Annotated in this window: 16 protein-coding genes; 7 read left to right on the top strand and 9 right to left on the bottom strand. The window is 57.0% G+C overall.

The features are described from left to right. Positions 1 to 6 precede the first annotated feature (6 nt). Together paaK and AC2FH0_RS08010 are read left to right on the top strand one after the other, a co-directional pair. A complete protein-coding gene (gene paaK / locus AC2FH0_RS08015; RefSeq protein WP_496709803.1) occupies positions 7 to 1,317 on the top strand; it encodes a phenylacetate--CoA ligase PaaK in 1,311 nt (436 codons plus the stop codon). Between the two features lie 3 nt (positions 1,318 to 1,320). Next, positions 1,321 to 1,917: a TetR/AcrR family transcriptional regulator gene (locus tag AC2FH0_RS08010; protein ID WP_496709802.1), complete on the top strand. Its 597-nt coding sequence runs from the start codon at positions 1,321 to 1,323 to the stop codon at positions 1,915 to 1,917. Between the two features lie 117 nt (positions 1,918 to 2,034). Here the strand turns inward: AC2FH0_RS08010 and AC2FH0_RS08005 are convergent, their stop codons facing one another. Both AC2FH0_RS08005 and AC2FH0_RS08000 read right to left on the bottom strand, forming a co-directional pair. Then, entirely contained in the window at positions 2,035 to 4,014 is a 1,980-nt protein-coding gene (locus tag AC2FH0_RS08005; protein ID WP_282021800.1) for a bifunctional 2',3'-cyclic-nucleotide 2'-phosphodiesterase/3'-nucleotidase, read from the bottom strand. A gap of 239 nt (positions 4,015 to 4,253) precedes the next feature. Beyond that, entirely contained in the window at positions 4,254 to 5,159 is a 906-nt protein-coding gene (locus AC2FH0_RS08000) for a LysR substrate-binding domain-containing protein (RefSeq protein ID WP_281972852.1), read from the bottom strand. Between the two features lie 181 nt (positions 5,160 to 5,340). Here AC2FH0_RS08000 and ugpB point away from each other — a divergent pair, with 181 nt between their 5' ends. From ugpB to AC2FH0_RS07975, 5 genes are read left to right on the top strand one after another with little or no spacing between them, the layout of a single operon-like run. Next, positions 5,341 to 6,651, top strand: a complete 1,311-nt coding sequence (ugpB, locus tag AC2FH0_RS07995; protein WP_281972851.1) for a sn-glycerol-3-phosphate ABC transporter substrate-binding protein UgpB — start codon at positions 5,341 to 5,343, stop codon at positions 6,649 to 6,651. 57 nt (positions 6,652 to 6,708) lie between these two features. Continuing rightward, a complete protein-coding gene (gene ugpA, locus AC2FH0_RS07990) occupies positions 6,709 to 7,590 on the top strand; it encodes a sn-glycerol-3-phosphate ABC transporter permease UgpA (protein ID WP_496789025.1) in 882 nt (293 codons plus the stop codon). A gap of 20 nt (positions 7,591 to 7,610) precedes the next feature. After that, positions 7,611 to 8,447 carry a sn-glycerol-3-phosphate ABC transporter permease UgpE gene (ugpE, locus tag AC2FH0_RS07985; RefSeq protein WP_271949133.1) on the top strand — a complete coding sequence of 279 codons (837 nt, stop codon included), beginning with the start codon at positions 7,611 to 7,613 and terminating at the stop codon, positions 8,445 to 8,447. A 3-nt stretch (positions 8,448 to 8,450) separates the two neighbouring features. Further along, positions 8,451 to 9,506: a sn-glycerol-3-phosphate ABC transporter ATP-binding protein UgpC gene (gene ugpC, locus AC2FH0_RS07980; protein WP_496709800.1), complete on the top strand. Its 1,056-nt coding sequence runs from the start codon at positions 8,451 to 8,453 to the stop codon at positions 9,504 to 9,506. Next, positions 9,506 to 10,441 (top strand): glycerophosphodiester phosphodiesterase family protein, encoded by a 936-nt coding sequence (locus tag AC2FH0_RS07975; protein WP_496789024.1) that lies wholly within the window; start codon positions 9,506 to 9,508, stop codon positions 10,439 to 10,441. The genes ugpC and AC2FH0_RS07975 overlap by 1 nt, the downstream gene beginning before the upstream one ends. A gap of 110 nt (positions 10,442 to 10,551) precedes the next feature. On the opposite strand, the gene AC2FH0_RS07970 is transcribed toward AC2FH0_RS07975, so the two are convergent. The 7 genes from AC2FH0_RS07970 to AC2FH0_RS07940 all read right to left on the bottom strand — a co-directional run bounded on the left by AC2FH0_RS07970 (position 10,552) and on the right by AC2FH0_RS07940 (position 16,989). Further along, the gene (locus tag AC2FH0_RS07970) at positions 10,552 to 11,247 is read right to left on the bottom strand and encodes an RraA family protein (RefSeq protein ID WP_496702200.1); all 696 of its coding nucleotides are present in this window, start codon (positions 11,245 to 11,247) and stop codon (positions 10,552 to 10,554) included. Then, on the bottom strand, positions 11,244 to 11,939 hold the full coding sequence (locus AC2FH0_RS07965) for an alpha/beta fold hydrolase (RefSeq protein WP_496789022.1): 696 nt from the start codon (positions 11,937 to 11,939) through the stop codon (positions 11,244 to 11,246). Before AC2FH0_RS07965 ends, AC2FH0_RS07970 begins: the two co-directional genes overlap by 4 nt. Next, on the bottom strand, positions 11,936 to 13,060 hold the full coding sequence (locus AC2FH0_RS07960; RefSeq protein ID WP_496704993.1) for a cobalamin-independent methionine synthase II family protein: 1,125 nt from the start codon (positions 13,058 to 13,060) through the stop codon (positions 11,936 to 11,938). The genes AC2FH0_RS07965 and AC2FH0_RS07960 overlap by 4 nt, the downstream gene beginning before the upstream one ends. A 58-nt stretch (positions 13,061 to 13,118) precedes the next feature. Continuing rightward, positions 13,119 to 14,081: a cupin domain-containing protein gene (locus AC2FH0_RS07955; RefSeq protein WP_496691516.1), complete on the bottom strand. Its 963-nt coding sequence runs from the start codon at positions 14,079 to 14,081 to the stop codon at positions 13,119 to 13,121. Positions 14,082 to 14,231: 150 nt separating this feature from the next. Then, positions 14,232 to 15,206, bottom strand: coding sequence for a nuclear transport factor 2 family protein (locus AC2FH0_RS07950; RefSeq protein WP_496789021.1), 975 nt, complete (start codon positions 15,204 to 15,206; stop codon positions 14,232 to 14,234). After that, entirely contained in the window at positions 15,203 to 16,222 is a 1,020-nt protein-coding gene (locus AC2FH0_RS07945) for a LacI family DNA-binding transcriptional regulator (protein WP_142639914.1), read from the bottom strand. Before AC2FH0_RS07945 ends, AC2FH0_RS07950 begins: the two co-directional genes overlap by 4 nt. Beyond that, complete coding sequence (locus AC2FH0_RS07940; RefSeq protein ID WP_399169394.1) at positions 16,222 to 16,989, bottom strand: SDR family oxidoreductase; 768 nt, start codon at positions 16,987 to 16,989, stop codon at positions 16,222 to 16,224. Before AC2FH0_RS07940 ends, AC2FH0_RS07945 begins: the two co-directional genes overlap by 1 nt.

Here is a 16,989-nt window from a genome sequence, read left to right as displayed (position 1 = left end):
AACGCGATGGAGGACCTGTCCCCTAACAAAGCTGACCTGGACCCGATCGAGATCGCCTCGGTTGACGAAATCCGCGCCACCCAGTTGGAGCGTCTGAAATGGTCCCTGCGTCACGCTTACGAAAACGTGCCGATATACACCCAGCGTTTCGACGATGCCGGCGTGTATCCAGATGACCTGCAACAGTTATCTGACCTTTCGAAATTTCCCTTCACCTACAAGAACGACCTGCGTGACAACTACCCGTTCGGCATGTTCGCCGTGCCGCGCAACCAACTGGTTCGGCTGCATGCCTCATCCGGGACAACCGGCAAGCCAACTGTTGTGGGCTATACCAAAGGCGATATCGACAACTGGGCCGATCTGGGTGCTCGGTCGCTGCGGGCCGCAGGTCTGCGCAAGGGTGATATCGTGCATAACGCTTATGGCTATGGCTTGTTCACCGGGGGTCTGGGCGCGCATTACGGCATCGAACGTCTAGAGGCGACCGTGGTTCCGATGGGTGGCGGGCAAACCGAAAAGCAGGTTGGACTGATCACAGATTTTCAACCCGATGGGATCATGGTGACCCCATCCTACATGCTCAACATCCTCGAACAATTCCATAAGGTGGGCCTTGATCCGCGCGAAAGCTCTCTGAAGGTTGGTATCTTCGGCGCCGAGCCCTGGACCGACGCGATGCGCTCGGAAATCGAGGCTGCATTCGACATGCATGCGGTCGACATCTATGGCCTGTCGGAGATCATGGGGCCCGGCGTTGCCAGCGAATGCGTCGAAACCAAGGATGGCCCAGTGATCTGGGAAGATCACTTTCTGCCAGAAATCATCGACCCCGCCACCGGCGAAGTACTGCCCGACGGTGAAACTGGTGAGCTGGTCTTTACTACCCTGACCAAAGAAGGGCTGCCCATGATCCGCTATCGCACGCGCGACCTGACCTGCCTGCTGCCCGGAACGGCCCGCTCCATGCGTCGCATGGCCAAGATCACCGGCCGCAGCGACGACATGATGATCCTGCGCGGCGTCAATGTCTTTCCCAGCCAAATCGAGGAACAGGTCATGGCGACCGGAGGCCTTGCGCCTTATTACCAGGTCGAGCTGTATAAATCCGGCCGGATGGATGCCATGCGGGTCTTTGTCGAAGCCTCTCAGGGATCTACCGATGAAATGTCCAAGACGGCGGCCGCCCGGATGCTGACCAAACGCATCAAGGACATCGTTGGAGTTTCAACTGAAATTGTTGTAGGTGAGCCGGGCGACGTCGAACGCTCTCAGGGCAAGGCGAAGCGCGTCATCGACAACCGCGATAAGGATTAAGCCTTGGCCCGGACAATCGCAAAAGACCACGACCAAAAGCGGGAACAAATCCTGAAAACGGCAGCCAAAGTGTTTGCCGATCAGGGGTTTGATCGCGCCTCGATGACCCTTTTGGCCAATGAGTGCGGAATCTCCAAGGCGAACATCTACCACTATTACGACAGTAAGGATGCCATCCTGTATGACATCCTCGAAACCTATCTGCGTGAGCTGCGCGACCGCATCTGCGAGGTTGATCTGACGGGCCTGACGCCCGAAGAAAGGCTGCGAAAGACCGTGCGTGAAATCCTGTTCGCCTATCAGGGCGCGGATGATGAACATCGGGTGCAGATCAGCGGCATGAACGCCCTGAGCGACGATCAGCAAAAGCTGTTGCGCGGGTATCAGTTGGATCTGGTGAATGTCGTGCGGGACATATTGAAAGACCTGTCCCCGGAGTCGTTCGGCGATGACAAGGACAAGCTGCGCGGTGCCACGATGTCAGTTTTTGGCATGCTGAACTGGTATTATATGTGGAACACAGGCGCAGGCACCAAAGCACGTGAGGATTACGCTGATTTGGTCAGCACCCTAACGCTCCACGGAATACGCAAACTCTAGACCCAAGACGGGCCGCTTCGCAGGACAGTTGCCTGACAGAACAATTTAGGCTCACCCCCCAATTCCGATCCATACCATTGGATCAGAAATTAGGGGGATGAACCTGCTTTCAATCTGCTACAGCTGGATGCGGAAGGCCGCAAAGCCATCTGCGCCCTCACCGGCATCCTCGATCGAAACCCCTTTGACGTCACTCATATAGTCACGCGCCTTCGGGCCTGTTTCGAACAGGACCGTGGTGCCGTCCAGCGGCGCAAACGACCAGTTGGCATCTGCTTTGGGGTCAATCGTGCCCTGTTCGACGATATAGCGGACAATCACGTCGCGGTTGGTGTCCGGCGCCTCGAACACAACCGTGTCGCCCATCGCGCCGGGGAAAGATCCGCCACCGGACGCTCGGTAATTGTTGGTGGCGATAATGAACTCCATGTCATCCGTGACCGGAGAACCATTGAAGGCAAGGTCCACGATCCGGGCCGCGCCAGGGTTGACCTCTTCACCCTTGGGTCCAAACCGCGATGGCTGGGACAGGTCGATCTGATAGGTGACGCCGTCCATCACGTCGAAATTATAGGACGGAAACTCTGGGTTCAGCAGGACCGCGTCGCTTGCGCCCGGTTCGACCTGATTAAACATTCCGGCAGACCTCTCCAGCCAACCTCGGACCTGCGCTCCGTTCACCCGTACGGCGCGAACGGTGTTGGGATATAGATAAAGGTCGGCCACATTCTTGATGGCAACGTCACCCACCGGGACATCGGTGTAATACTCCGGGCCACCACGACCGCCGGCCTTGAAAGGCGCCGCGGCTGACAGAATGGGCAGGCCTTCATGTTCCGTGCCCTTCATCATTTCTTCGACGTACCATTTCTGCGCTATCGACACGATCTGTACAGATGGATCATCCGCTACCAGCGCAAAATAGCTGTGCAGCGGGGCCGACGTCTTGCCGACCGCACGGCGCACATAGGCTAGTGTTTCGTCGTGATCTTTCGCGACCGAGGCCAGCACGGCCTGATCGTCCTCGACCAGCGCCGTGATCGAGCGATCTTCGTTGCGAACCGAAATCGGGCGCGCCTCAGACGTTGTGGTCACCACACGCCACTCGTTCCCATCGCGCTCCAGCAGCAGGTCCAGAAGGCCAAGATGTGATCCCCAGAACCCGCCCATGACGGCGGGTTTGCCCATCAACGTCCCTTTTGCAACGTCAATACCGGGACGGTCGGCAAATGTCTCGGACGGGAAAACAAGGTGGTTGTGACCGGTCACCAGCGCGTCAATCCCGTCAACACCGGCCAGCACAACCGAGGCGTTTTCCATACCGTCGGAATGGTCGGCATCGCCAATCCCCGAATGCGAAAGCGCGATGATCAAGTCGCAGCCCTGCTCTTTCATCTCAGGCACATAGGCCTGCGCTGTCTCGACAATGTCGCGGGCCTGCACGTTGCCTTCGAGATGCTTGCGGTCCCAGTTCATGACCTGCGGCGGCGTAAACCCAATGACGCCGACCTTGATCGGGTGTTTGCTGCCATCGCCCATTTCAATCTGGCGGTCGAGAATCGCATAGGGTTTGACCAGCGTTTTATCCTCACGCGGGTTTGCCCCCTGTTCCTTTGCCACGTTGGCCAGTACAATCGGGAAATCCGCGCCAGCAAGCGCCTTTTCCAAAAAGTCCAAACCGTAGTTGAATTCGTGATTGCCCAATGTGGCGGCGTCATAACCGACTGTGTTGAAGGCGGTGATAATCGGGTGGCTGTCGCCCTCTTTCATCCCCCGCTCATAGGCGATGTAATCGCCCATTGGGTTGCCCTGCAGAAAGTCTCCGTTATCGACCAGCAGAGAATTCGTCGCCTCGGACCGGATGCCGTTGATGATCGAAGCGGTGCGGGAGAGGCCTACCGTGTCGCGAGGCTTGTCGGCGTAATAATCATAAGGGAAGACATGCACATGAATGTCCGTCGTCTCCATTATCCGTAAATGCGCCTGATTATTGGCAGCCGCCGCAGAAAAAGGGTGAAGTGTAATGGCCGCGGCGCTGGCGGTGGTGGTCGCAAGGAACTGACGGCGGGACATCAAGCTGGGGTTGGAAAATGGCATGTGACACCTTTCATTTTCGTTTGTCGACGCGACTTGTGCAGGCCCTGCGAAACAGTGGTGTGACACTGGCTGGCAGGTCCTGCCACGCGTCGAACTGGGCATGAACCAAGTCAGTTTGCCCACAAGTTTCAGGGCGCGTAAAGCAATCCCGGGGTCTCAATTCGATTTTTGTAAAATTTTGCCAATGCCCAAAGCCGCGTTCAGGCAATCAATCGGGCAACGCTTTCTGCTGTATCCAGCTAAGGATCGGCGATGAAAGGTCCAAGGCTGTCGCTGAACTGTTCTATGAATTCCAGCGTGACCAGCGATGGTTGCTTCAAAACCGGTCGCACCAGCGACAGCGTATGAGGCAGAAATGGCCTGAAAGACCGATAGCTCAACCCCCTGTTCTGATATTGTACTGCGTCCAGTTCGCTAACGACAGACACCCCAACGCCCTTCACCACCAATTCGCAAGCGGCCGTGAATTGCCGAACCTCGATATGCGAGTTCAGTTCGACATTCGAGTTTTGAAATGCACGCGACAGGCGTGCGAAAAAGTCGCTGTCGCGCCGGGTGTGGATGATCTTCTGATCGGCAATATCTGCCGGTGTCACGGTCGAAAGGTCTTCCAGCGCATGGCCTGCGGGAAAGACGCAAACTGTGCGGATATCAATATGGGTGCTTTCGACAGCCGGGTGGCCATTAAACCCATCTGTGATTCCGAAATCATATTGCTCGCCGATCATCCACTCCAGGATGCGCTCGGGCCGATCCGGCTCTATCGTCATGGTGACGCCAGGCCGGTCGCTCAGAAATCCGGCTACAACATCTGGTAAGTGACTGGTGGCGAAGCCAGGAAGGCAGGCGACGCGAATATGCCCGGCTTTGCGTTGCGTGATGTCCTGACTGACATCCGAGATCTGCCGCATCAATTCCAGCACGCGCTCTACGCTAGGTTGCAGATAGCGGACCTCTTGCGTCGGAACCAATCGACCTTCTCGGCGGTCGAACAGTTGAAACCCAAGCGATTTTTCCAAGTCTGAAAGCAACCTGCTGACCGCAGGCTGGCTGACCCCCAGATCAAAAGCGGCGGCAGTGACCGAGCCATTGACGGTCACCGCCATAAGTGCCTCAAGCTGCCTAATTCTCAGGGTTTGGCTCATGGAGCGTCCTGTTTTTGCTGCAAATCTCGGTCACTTCATAACATCGTATTATATTTTTTGCCAGAAAATCAGGCTTGAATTATATTTCTGTAACGTTAACGTCGTGAAATCGTCATGTGTGCCGATTACGCGTAGCGCTCGGTATTCAACGAAGCATCGCCTTTGATGCATGGGAGGAATCATGAAAACGAAATTGCTTGGCGCTCTTGCCGTATCGACAGCCTTGTCCCCGATCGCGGCAATGGCGCAAACCGAAGTTCAGTTCTGGCATGCCTTTACCGGCCGCCTAGGTGAGCTTGTGAAAGCTCAGGTTGAAGAATTCAACGCCAGCCAGGATGAATATGTCGTGGTTGAAAGCCACAAGGGCAACTATTCGGAAACCCTGAATGCAGGCATCGCCGCGTTCCGCGCCGGTGAACAACCGCAGATCCTGATGGTATTCGAGGTTGGCACCGCAACTATGATGTCGGCCCAGGGCGCGATCAAACCGGTCTATGAGGTGATGGCTGAAAGCGGTGCGTCATTTGATCCGGACGCCTATATCGGCTCGGTCAAAGGGTATTATACGACCACGGATGGCGACATGCTATCTCTGCCCTTCAACTCGTCCACGCCGGTTCTATGGGTCAACCGCAACGCCTTCGAAGCGGCGGGCGTTGATCCCGACACCGATCTGTCGACCTGGGAAAAGGTCGGGGACACGCTGGATCAGCTTAAGGCCGGTGGTGAAGATTGCCCGTTGGTCACTGCATGGCAAAGCTGGATTCATCTTGAGAACCTGTCAGCCTATCACGACGTCCCCTTCGCATCGCAGGATAACGGCTTTGCCGGTCTGGATACCGAGCTGATGCTGAACGGCCCGGCCCAGGTTGCGCACCTGACCGCGATGGGTGACTGGGCCAAGGACGGCAAATTCATCTACACGGGCCGCCGCAACGAAGGTGGCGCGAACTTCCGGTCCGGCGAATGCGCCCTGTTCACCGAAAGCTCGGCAGGATACGCTGGGATCAAAGCCGAAGCCGAGTTTGATTTCGACGTGCGTCCGCTGCCCTATTGGGAAGCTGTCACGGCCGAGCCGCAGAACACCATCATCGGTGGTGCCTCACTGTGGGTCATGGAAGGTCATGAGGCCGATGAATACAAAGGCGTCGGCGAATTCCTCAGCTTCCTGTCCTCGTCTGACGTTCAGGCAGCCTGGCACCAGAACACCGGCTATCTGCCCATCACCACCGAGGCGGGCGAAGCGACCCGAGCGTCTGGTTTCTATGACGAAAACCCAGGCACCGACATCGCCGTCATCCAGATGACCGCGAAAGAGCCGACGGCAAACTCGAAAGGTCTGCGTCTGGGATCATTCGACCAGATCCGTGGCATCATCGACGAAGAGCTTGAGGCCATCTGGGCCGGTGAAAAGACCGCCCAAGAGGCGATGGACAGTGCGAAGGAACGCGGCGACGCGCTGCTGCGCCGGTTCGAATCCGCCAATCAATAAGTCGTAATCTGATGCGGGCCTCGTTGGGCCCGCATTCTACTCTGGTGGGCCAATAGAATGGAAAAACGCGTCATTTTTCGCGGCTGGCTGCTGCCGCTTGCGCTGATCGCCCCGCAGGTCATCATTTCCGCCGTCTTCTTTTTCTATCCTGCTGGTCAGGCCGTTTGGCAATCGTTGTTCATTCCCGACCCGTTCGGGTTGTCTTCTCAGTTCGTGGGCTTGGGCAATTTCGAATTCCTGCTGAGCGATAAATACTACCGCGCCTCATTCGTGACGACGGCGGCGTTTTCTACGCTTGTGACCCTGTGCTCGATGATCCCGGCCTTGTTCCTGGCAGTCATCGCAGATCGACTGATCAAGGGCTCGGGCGTGTATCGGACCTTGTTGATCTGGCCCTATGCGGTTGCCCCCGCGGTGGCGGGTGTGCTGTGGCTGTTCATGTTCAACACCCGCGTTGGTGTGGTCGCATGGTATCTGGGCCAGCTCGGCTATGACTGGAACCACGTCCTGAACGATGCCGAGGCCATGGGGCTGGTCGTTGTCGCCTCGGCCTGGGGGCGCATCAGCTATAACTTTCTGTTCTTCTTTGCGGCGCTGCAATCCGTGCCCCGCTCGGTCATCGAAGCGGCGGCGATTGATGGGGCCCATTTTTGGCGCCGGTTCTTTACCATCGTACTGCCGCTTTTGTCGCCGACCGCGTTCTTCCTGCTGGTCGTGAACATTGTCTATGCCTTCTTTGAAACTTTCGGCGTGATCCACACGATCACCGGAGGGGGTCCGCAACAAGCCACAACCATCCTGGTCTACAAAGTCTTTTCCGATGGGTTTGTGGGCCAAGATCTGGGGTCGTCTTCGGCCCAGTCGGTCATCCTGCTGGTGGTTGTCGGCCTGCTGACAGTGATCCAGTTCAAATATGTTGAGAAGAGGGTGCATTACTGATGGCGGCCCAACAACATGGAATGGTCGAGAAACGTGGTGCGGGCCTGTGGCTGACCCATGCGTTTATGATCCTTGGCGTTCTGGTCATCTTCTTCCCGATCTGGCTGGCCTTTGTGGCCTCGACCGTTACTCAGGCCGACATAATCTCGCCCCCGATGCCGGTTGTGCCAGGTGATCAGTTCTGGGTGAATTACAAGGCGGCCCTGTTCTCAGGCGTGAACGTCCCGGTCGCAACGATGCTGTTCAACAGCCTGGTGATGGCGATTGGCATTGCCGTGGGCAAGATCGTCATCTCGCTCCTGTCAGCCTTTGCCATCGTCTACTTCCGCTTTCCCGGGCGGAACACGTTTTTCTGGCTGATCTTCCTGACCCTGATGCTGCCGGTTGAGGTGCGGATTGTCCCTACCTTCGAGGTGGTGGCCGGGTTTGGTATGCTCAACAGCTATTCGGGGCTGATCTTTCCGCTGATCGCCTCGGCCACTGCCACGTTCCTGTTCCGCCAGTTCTTTCTGACCATCCCGGACGAACTGGCCGAGGCCGCGCGGGTGGATGGCGCCCGCCCGATGCGGTTCTTCGTTGATATCGTGATCCCGATGAGCCGAACCAACATCGCGGCCCTGTTCGTGATCCTGTTCATCTATGGGTGGAATCAATATCTCTGGCCGCTGCTGATCACCACCGATCCTGAGATGAACACCATCGTGATGGGCATCAAACAGATGTTCCCCTCGGGCGATGATTTTGCCCATTGGCCGACGATCATGGCGACCTCGATCCTGGCAATGATCCCACCGGTCCTTGTGGTGGTGTCGATGCAAAAGCTTTTTGTCCGCGGCCTTGTCGATAGCGAGAAATAAGAAATGGCAACAGTATCCCTTGAGAACGTCAAAAAGAGCTTTGGCCCGACGGACGTCATTCATGGCATCGACGTCGATATCGCGGATGGCGAGTTTATCGTGATCGTGGGCCCCTCCGGCTGCGGCAAATCCACTTTGCTGCGGATGGTGGCCGGGCTTGAGACTGTGACATCCGGCGAAATCCGGATTGGCGAAGAGCGCGCCAATGACAAGGAGCCGATGGACCGGGACATTGCGATGGTGTTCCAGAACTATGCTCTGTACCCCCATATGTCGGTACGCCAGAACATGGGCTATGGTTTGAAAATCGCCGGATTGCCCAAGGCTCAGATTGACCAGAAGGTGACCGAGGCCGCTAAGCTGTTGCAGCTTGAGCCGCTGCTTGACCGCAAGCCCCGTCAGCTTTCAGGCGGTCAACGCCAGAGGGTTGCCATGGGCCGCGCTATTGTCCGTGAACCTGCCGTGTTCCTGTTTGATGAACCGCTCTCAAACCTGGATGCAAAGCTGCGTGTCCAGATGCGTCTGGAAATCCGCGAACTGCAAGAAAAGCTGGGTATCACCTCGCTATACGTGACCCATGATCAGGTCGAGGCCATGACCATGGCCGACAGGATGATCGTGATGAACGGTGGTGTTGCAGAACAGATCGGCACCCCGCTTGAGGTCTATGAGACGCCCCGGACGCTGTTCGCTGCGCAATTCATCGGCAGCCCGGCGATGAATACCTTTGATGCAGAGCGCCAGGGCGGAAAGATCAGGATCAACGATACCGAGATTGGCCCATCAGGCGGGCCCGATAGCCCGTTCAAATTGGGCATACGGCCAGAGCATCTGTTCCTTGATGAAAACGGGCCCTTTGATGTCGTAGTTCAGATAGCCGAACCGCTGGGGGCGAATACTTTGTTGCACGGTCAGGTGTCAGGCTCTGGCGCGGCAATCACGATCAGCCTTCCGGGTGTTCATCCGATCGAAGGCCGTCATCCCAATATGCGTTTTTCTGTTGCGCCAGAGCATATGCATCTGTTTGACCCTACCTCTGGCATAAGGCTCGAGGGCTGATGCCTTTCCCTCAGGTCGAGGCGTTTCGCGGCGGTAAAAACCTGATCCGTGTAGTAGGGCACCGGGGGGCACGCGGCGTCCTGCCCGAAAACAGCATGATCGGTTTCGATTTTACGCTGTCCATCGGGGTTCCGCTTCTTGAGTTTGACGTGGTGCTGACGGCGGATGATGTGCCTGTCATAACCCATAACCATCGGCTGCACGCGCCGACCTTTCGGGATGCCAGCGGTCAGTTTTTGACCGGAAAAGAACCCAAAGTCTCATCCCTGTCCTTCGACCAGATTCAACAGTTCGAAATCGGGCGCTTGGACGGACACTCGGATTATGGTCGACGGTTCCCCGATCAGGCCCAACTGGACGGCGTTCGCGTGCCAAAGCTGCAGGACCTTCTGGATCTGATCAATCGGCCGGAATACAGCAAAGCCAATCTGATGCTCGAACTGAAATCTGATCCGGATCTGGCCCATGACGCGGCCTATCTGGACCGCTTTGTCGAACGCGTGGTACAGCAGGTTCGGGCCGCTGGCCTATCCGATCGCGTGTTGCTGCACAGCTTTGACTGGACCCTGTTGGAAGTCTGTCAGCGGCAGGCACCTGGCATGCCGTCATCTTACCTGACGCAGCTTCCCGAAAATGCCGATGACGTTGGCGAGGATTCCTCCAAGGCCGTTTGTCCGGACTTTCGAGGCCAAAGCGAAAAAATCCCGCAAATGGTCAAGCAAGCGGGCGGCGCGCTTTGGTGTCCGTATTTCGCAGATGTGATATCTGAGGACGTCGCGCTTGCCAAAGAACTTGGGCTTTGCGTAGCCGTATGGACGGTCAATGAACCGGCGGAAATCAGCAGGATGATTGATCTGGGCGTTGATGCCATCGTCTCGGACTATCCTGGACGGGTTCAAAGGCATCTGTCGGATTTGGGCATGAGATGGGTGTGATCCAGCCGCGATTTCCGACACGATCGCCATCGCTAATGACGGGACCATTCAGAATCACATCGCCTCGCTATCGGGTTAGTCTATAGCTGGGCCGCGCGGTTGTTGCTGCACTACGTGCGCGAGGATTCGAACGCCGCCCATGCTTGTTCAAAGGCTTCAAAATCGAACTCTGACGCGCGTGCTGGGCCAAGAATAAGCTTTTCGGTTTCAAGCAATTTGCGGATCGCCTGTTCCAGGCTGTCCACCACTTCGGGTGGGATCACCAAAGCGCCGTGCCGGTCCGCATGCACCAGGTCCCCGTCCTTGATCGAGAGGCTGAAGATGGTCACCGGGGTGCCCACCTCTTTGACGTGCACGAACCCGTGGCTTGGACCGACCGAGCCCGACACAACCGGAAACCCATCCGGCAAATCGCCCAGATCCCGCATCACGCCGTTGGTCAACGCACCGCTGATGCCAAACCCTTTGTGGACCGTGGTATTGATCTCACCCCAGTAAGCACCGATGCAGTCCGGGAAATCCAAATCTTCGACAACCGTGACAGCCGGGCCTGTGCCCGTTGCCATGTGCCGGTAGTAATCCATCCGGCGCTGACGGATCACTTCGGGAGGGTCTTCGGGAGGGTTCACCGCCGCTATCTTTGCCGTTCTGGCATAACCGACCATTGCCCCCGCATCGGGATCCGAGCACAGCATTGTGCCCCGCGTGAAATTGTCGAACCCACGCTTGCCTTGCGCCACTTCTATCGCATTGCAAACGGTGGGGGTGTCGACGGATTTCAAAAGGTCCAGTAAGGGTTTTTTCATAGTGCCTCCAGCCAACGGCACAGAGCCGCTGTCGTCCGTTCGGGTTGTTCAAGTGTAGGTAAATGCCCCGCCTGTTCAATGACCTCGAAACGGCTATTCGTGAGAAGTTCATGCATCAGGGCGTGTCGCGAAACCGGGCACAGAGCATCATCTTTCCCGCACAGGATCAGGGCCTGTCCGGGATAACCGCGCAAGGTATCGCTTTGGTCGGGGCGATCTCGCAATGCTTTGGACTGGTTGATAAAAACATCCGGTCCAAGACCCAAGGCCATATCCATGCACAGGTTCAGAATTGCCTCGCGGTTCGGGCCATCGGTCAGGTAGTTTGGTTTCATCTCCTCGGCCATGACCCGGCCCAAGCCCCCACTGGACACAGAAGCGATTTGTGGACCACGCCTGCCTTTGACGTCATCCCGTTCGGCCAAGTGGTTGGTATCCATCAGCGCCACGCTGACGACGCGCTGCGGTTGCTGCCGGATTATTTCCATCGCAACGATGCCACCCATGGACAGACCCGCAAGGACAAAGCGCGGGGGCGCATAAGACAACACTTCGGCGGCCAAAGCCTGCACCGTGTCATGCCCCCCAATCGGCGCGTAGAGGACAGGATTGCTGCTCGAAAGCGCCGCGACCTGCGGGGCAAAAAGCCGGGCGTCGCACATCATGCCGGGCAACATTACAAGTGGTTTCATGCGACCAATGCAGCCCCGTCGGCCAGAGATCCAAGTTTGGCAAAGGCGATATCGGGATCAACCGCACCAAATCCGGCAAAAGTGCCAAATCCGCAATCCGAGCCCGCGATCACTCTTTCGCGGCCGACAATATTCGAAAACCGTTCAATACGTTGGGCGACCAGTTCCGGATGTTCGACAAAATTTGTCGTGGTGTCGACAACTCCAGGTACAAGCACTTTGTCCTCAGGTATTTCGGCTTTGCGGTCACGGAACACCGTCCATTCATGCGCATGACGGGGGTTCGAGGTTTCGAACAGGACATAGCGGGATTTGGTCGACATCAGCGTGCCGAACACTTTGTCCATTCCAATGTCGCAACAATGCGGTCCTTCGTAATTGCCCCAGCAAATATGGACGCGCACCTTGTCAGCGGGAACGTCCTGCAATGCGTGGTTCAGGGCCTCAACATGCAAATTGGCGATCTTGACAAATTCTTCGTCCGAAAGGTCAGAGAACAGCATATGGCGAGACAGGGCCAGGTCCGGGCAATCCAGCTGTAGATCCAGACCGGCCCCCACAATGGTTTCGTACTCTTGCTTCATCGCATCGGCGAGTGCAGCCAGATAGGCTTCACGCGTGGGGTAGAAATCATTTTGCAGAAACAGCGAGATGACACCCGGGCTGGCCGCGTTCATAAAACCACGCTCGACACCATGCGCGGCCATGGCGGCCTTGAGGTTGTCGATGTCTTTTTGCAGTTCACCTTGCCCTTTTGACCGCACCTCACCCACACACATTGGGCGCGCATATTGTGGCGTACCGCCATCATCAGCCAGGCGTTTCAGGAAGCCGGGAAACATCTTCAGATCTGCTGGCGCGTTGCGCGGGCTGTCCCCGTCAAAACCAGTATAGCGATCTTTGACATAGGTGGCGTATGAGATCTTCGACGTCTCGCCATCCGATACGATATCGACCCCGGCTTCGACCTGTTTGCGCACTGTCTCGGACACTGCCGAGGTCATGCAGGCATCAAACGCATCCGCGTCAAATGGCTCTGCACGCTCGCGCGCAAAGATGAAATCCACGACCTCCTGACTACGCGGAAGGCTCCCTACATGTGTGGTTGAAATGCGGGTCATTCCTTCTTCTCCCTCTGCAAGTCTGATCTGCGCCGCCCGGAAGGCAGCGCAGTTTGTTTCATGCACCTGTCCAAGTTGTACCGGCCGGATCTTCGGTTGCGGTAACGCGATAGAGCCCCGCGTCACCGGTCATCGAAGGCGTGACGCCATAGCTTTCGCCGGGCAGAACCAGTGCAGTATCCCCATTTGTCAGGGTTGTTTCGACATCCTCAATCGTAATCCGCCAGTGGCCACTGGCCGGCATCAAGACCACCGGCTTTTCGGCTTTGACCGGATCAGACACGCACGAGCCGCGACCAAGGAAATCAACCTCGAAACCCGGCTTGTCCTTGATCAGGCCGTTTTCACCGATCACAACGGCAGGCTTGTTTGATGACAGCGCCATCAAATCCCAATAGCGGGCCACGTAATTGCCAATCACATTTTCGACGGGGACCTCGGGATAGGCTTTCAACTGCTCTTCAGTCAGCAAGGGCATGGGCTGTACGTCATGCGGCAGCGTTTCCCCTTTTTTGCTGTCGTAAAGAACCCCATTGTTTCCAAGCATCAAGCCATGGGCCTGCGCATCCTGAATAACCTGTGGCGCCCAAGTGACCCCGCCCCCGGCATCGTCGCCGCCAAGGACTGCCATGATCATCCCATAGTCCTGCCCCACATTTTCAAACCCGCGGAAGATACCGGTCGGGATGTTGAAGATGTCTCCTTCTTCGGCAATGAACTCACCAGCCGATCCGTATCTGCCCCAGAAGAACCGCCAACGGCCTTTGGCGACAAAGAACACTTCGGCCGTGGTGTGGCTATGCAGAGAGTTCCGGCATCTCGGCGGTTGGCCTGCGGCACCGATGTTGAAACCGATCTTATCGGTGATGTGGACATGCTGGTCGGGGCTTTCAGATACGCCCCCGCCGATGATGGTGAAGTTTTCCTTTTGATCTGACCCCGGGGTATGGGCGTCGATGAACGCGGTTTTACAGGGTTTCAATTCGCCATAACGGACGATGCGGCTTTGGATGGTACTCATTTCTGTCTTCCTTTTGGTTGGAGTTCGCTGCGGTCAAACTCCGAAACCAGGCGGGCGGTTGTTCAGTCGCCGGGCACGCAGGCTGGCCCGGTGGGCGTGAAAACGCCGCAGGGCCTGCCCAGCCTCCAGATTTGAGAGACGATGCGACATTTACAGATCACCGGTTTTCAAAAGGATCTGTTTCCAGACCGACGTTTCATCAAACAGAGTGTACTCACGGCGCAGGCCCCAGGGGCCGAATTCGGCGTGGCTAATACCCAGCACAAAGACCTCGGCCCCCGTCGGCGTGCCGAACACACCCCATCCATCATGCTTGCCATGCAGCGACCAGCGGATCGCGGCGCGGGGCGGCATCATTGGGTCATCGCGACCGATCTGATGTTGAATTTTGAACTCGGCATTCGGGAAAGAGGCGCAAAGCCCCATCCAAAAGCGATCGACCGGAGCCCAGCTGTGACCAGTCGTGCCGCGCGGATATTCCGATTGCACGGCGCGGTCATACTCGGCACTGATCACGCTCAGGTCTGCAGACATGACCCGGTTCAGAATGTCGGCGTATTTCTGACCCCATTCATTGTCATTACCACGCCCTTTGTAAGGTCCAGGCTGATCATTCGCCGGCGTGTAAGGCTGGGCGCAAGCCTCTGGGCCGCCTTCGCGGGCGATCAGATCGCGGGCATATTCTTTTGGGTCCCAACCCATCTGTTGGACAATCGCACCCTGGTCGCGGATCAGCCATTCATCGTTGATCTGGTTGTTGATGGCGTGACAGTCAGCAAGGATACGGTAGACCAGCTTTTTCCCGGTAGCCTTCCCATAGGCACCGTCTCCCAGATGGGTCGCAGTCGACAAAAGCCTGTGCGAGGACAGCATGCCCTCTTCCGGTGTGCCGGACCAAATCACATCCTCACCCAGCAATGTGCGGTCGGGGAACTCGGCAAGCGTTGCCATGGTAGCGGCAATGACGCCCTGATTGCCAACGACAACTGACCCCGGGGATCGAACTACGATATCGGGCGCATAGTAATGGTGCAGCGTGGCAATGCCCCGATCTTCCCAGATTTCTTTTGTGATCCCAATAATATAGTCAGGAAAATCTTTGAATTTCGGGTCAAATCCCTTCATGTCTTCCATCCTTCAGGTATACGTGCAGAACCGCGAACAATCAGCGGTCCATCTATTTCCAATCGGTGCGGACCAACATCGGGCCCTTCGATTTTGCTCAGCAAAATGTCCACGGTTTCGGCAACCATACGGTTTGCAGGCTGTCGTACAGTGGTCAGGCTATAGGTTGGCCATGCCGCAACGGCCACATCGTCATATCCGACAACCGAAACATCTTCGGGAATCCTTAGGCCCAACTCGAATCTGAGGGTGTCCATCACTGCAATAGCCATGTGGTCATTGGCCACAAAAACGGCGTCGGGCGGGTCCGAGGCAAACATCTCCAGCGTTGCCGCCCGCGACTGTTCGCTGGTGAAGTTCCCAACGCCGCGCGCATGCAGTTCCGCCCCCGCATCATGCAAGGCGGCCCTGAAACCTGCTTCGCGGTCGCGCTGGGTCGACGCGCCTTCCCACCCGGCGATGTACCCGATCTTTTTATGCCCCCCGGCCAAAAGGAATTCGGCAGCCTTGCGCCCACCCGCGATATTGTCCGAGGTGACCGCCGACATGGCCGGGTCGTCCTGAACCCGGTTAAACAGCACCATCGGCACACCGGCAGCCAGACAACGATCCGACAGATCCGACGACAAAGCCACCGAAGCCGCGATAATCCCATCAACCTGAAAATCCAGTATTTCTTCGATCACGTTGTCTATGTTGCCGGCCTGATGCGACGCCATGAAGACCAGCACGTGGTAGCCGCGCTCTTGCAACTTGTTTGTCAGCTTTTCCAACGCTTCAGGATAGAACTGATTGTTCAGATAGGCGACCACAAGTCCAATGATCCGGCTTTTGCCCGAGACCACCGCACGGGCCAGAAAATTTGGCCGATATCCCAGTTCATCCGCTGCCTTGCGCACTTTCGCGACCGTTTTTTGCGAGGCAGATGCACCAGGCGTAAAGACCCGGCTAACGGCGGATTGGCTGACCCCGGCCAGCCGGGCAACGTCCAACGATGTAACCTTCTGAGTAACCATCAGTCTGCCGTCCAGCCTCCGTCCACCAACATTGCTGTTCCTGTAACCAAAGCCGACGCCTCTGATGCCAGGTACACTACCGCGCCCATAATATCCTCAATCTCTCCCGGGCGGCCCAGCTTGATCTTGTCCAAAATCCAGGCCCGTTTGGTCGGGTCCTCGAATGTAGGCCGGGACAAATCCGTCAGGATGAAAGTCGGGCAAATCGTGTTGACACGGATCTTTGCGGGCCCGAATTCCAGCGCCATCGCCTTGGTAAAGCCCTCGACCGCAAACTTGGAGGCGCAATAGACCGCGCGTTCCTGCCCGCCGACATGGCCCATCTGGCTTGAGATATTTATCAGCGATCCGGGACGCCCGGCCTCAAGCAACCCTTTGGCAACGGCTTGGGTTAGGAAATAGGCCCCCCGGACATTGACGTTCATGACCGAGTCAAAATCTTCGGGCACCGTTTCGACCGCCTTGCTATGACGTGCAAACCCTGCCGAGTTCAAAAGGATGTCAAACGGTCCGTTTTCGGCGACAGCCGCGGCAGTTCCTGCGACATCGGTGACATCCATCTCAAGCACCTTGGCAGACCATCCCTTGGTAGTCATCTGATCGGCTATCTCTTGTAACGCACTTGCGCGGCGCGCCGCCAATGTGACCTCGGCCCCATGCTCTGCCAGCGCTACGGCGCAGGCCAGACCTATGCCCGACGATGCCCCGGCGACTAGCGCACGTTTGCCGCCTAGACTGAAACTGGGGGTGCTGGGAAAATTGAGCAT

It is taken from the genome of Ruegeria sp. CDSC051 (assembly GCF_059610665.1).
The sequence above is the reverse complement of the archived record's forward strand: the minus strand, read 5'-3'. Positions and strand labels throughout refer to the sequence as shown.

Coding starts and splice junctions, on each gene's coding strand:
- paaK (WP_496709803.1), top strand. CDS start 7: ATGGAGGACCTGTCCCCTAACAAAGCTGACCTGGACCCGATCGAGATC.
- ugpB (WP_281972851.1), top strand. CDS start 5,341: ATGAAAACGAAATTGCTTGGCGCTCTTGCCGTATCGACAGCCTTGTCC.
- AC2FH0_RS07945 (WP_142639914.1), bottom strand. CDS start 16,222: ATGGTTACTCAGAAGGTTACATCGTTGGACGTTGCCCGGCTGGCCGGG.
- AC2FH0_RS08005 (WP_282021800.1), bottom strand. CDS start 4,014: ATGCCATTTTCCAACCCCAGCTTGATGTCCCGCCGTCAGTTCCTTGCG.
- ugpC (WP_496709800.1), top strand. CDS start 8,451: ATGGCAACAGTATCCCTTGAGAACGTCAAAAAGAGCTTTGGCCCGACG.
- AC2FH0_RS08000 (WP_281972852.1), bottom strand. CDS start 5,159: ATGAGCCAAACCCTGAGAATTAGGCAGCTTGAGGCACTTATGGCGGTG.
- AC2FH0_RS07950 (WP_496789021.1), bottom strand. CDS start 15,206: ATGAAGGGATTTGACCCGAAATTCAAAGATTTTCCTGACTATATTATT.
- AC2FH0_RS07955 (WP_496691516.1), bottom strand. CDS start 14,081: ATGAGTACCATCCAAAGCCGCATCGTCCGTTATGGCGAATTGAAACCC.
- AC2FH0_RS07940 (WP_399169394.1), bottom strand. CDS start 16,989: ATGCTCAATTTTCCCAGCACCCCCAGTTTCAGTCTAGGCGGCAAACGT.
- ugpE (WP_271949133.1), top strand. CDS start 7,611: ATGGTCGAGAAACGTGGTGCGGGCCTGTGGCTGACCCATGCGTTTATG.
- AC2FH0_RS07970 (WP_496702200.1), bottom strand. CDS start 11,247: ATGAAAAAACCCTTACTGGACCTTTTGAAATCCGTCGACACCCCCACC.
- ugpA (WP_496789025.1), top strand. CDS start 6,709: ATGGAAAAACGCGTCATTTTTCGCGGCTGGCTGCTGCCGCTTGCGCTG.
- AC2FH0_RS07965 (WP_496789022.1), bottom strand. CDS start 11,939: ATGAAACCACTTGTAATGTTGCCCGGCATGATGTGCGACGCCCGGCTT.
- AC2FH0_RS07975 (WP_496789024.1), top strand. CDS start 9,506: ATGCCTTTCCCTCAGGTCGAGGCGTTTCGCGGCGGTAAAAACCTGATC.
- AC2FH0_RS07960 (WP_496704993.1), bottom strand. CDS start 13,060: ATGACCCGCATTTCAACCACACATGTAGGGAGCCTTCCGCGTAGTCAG.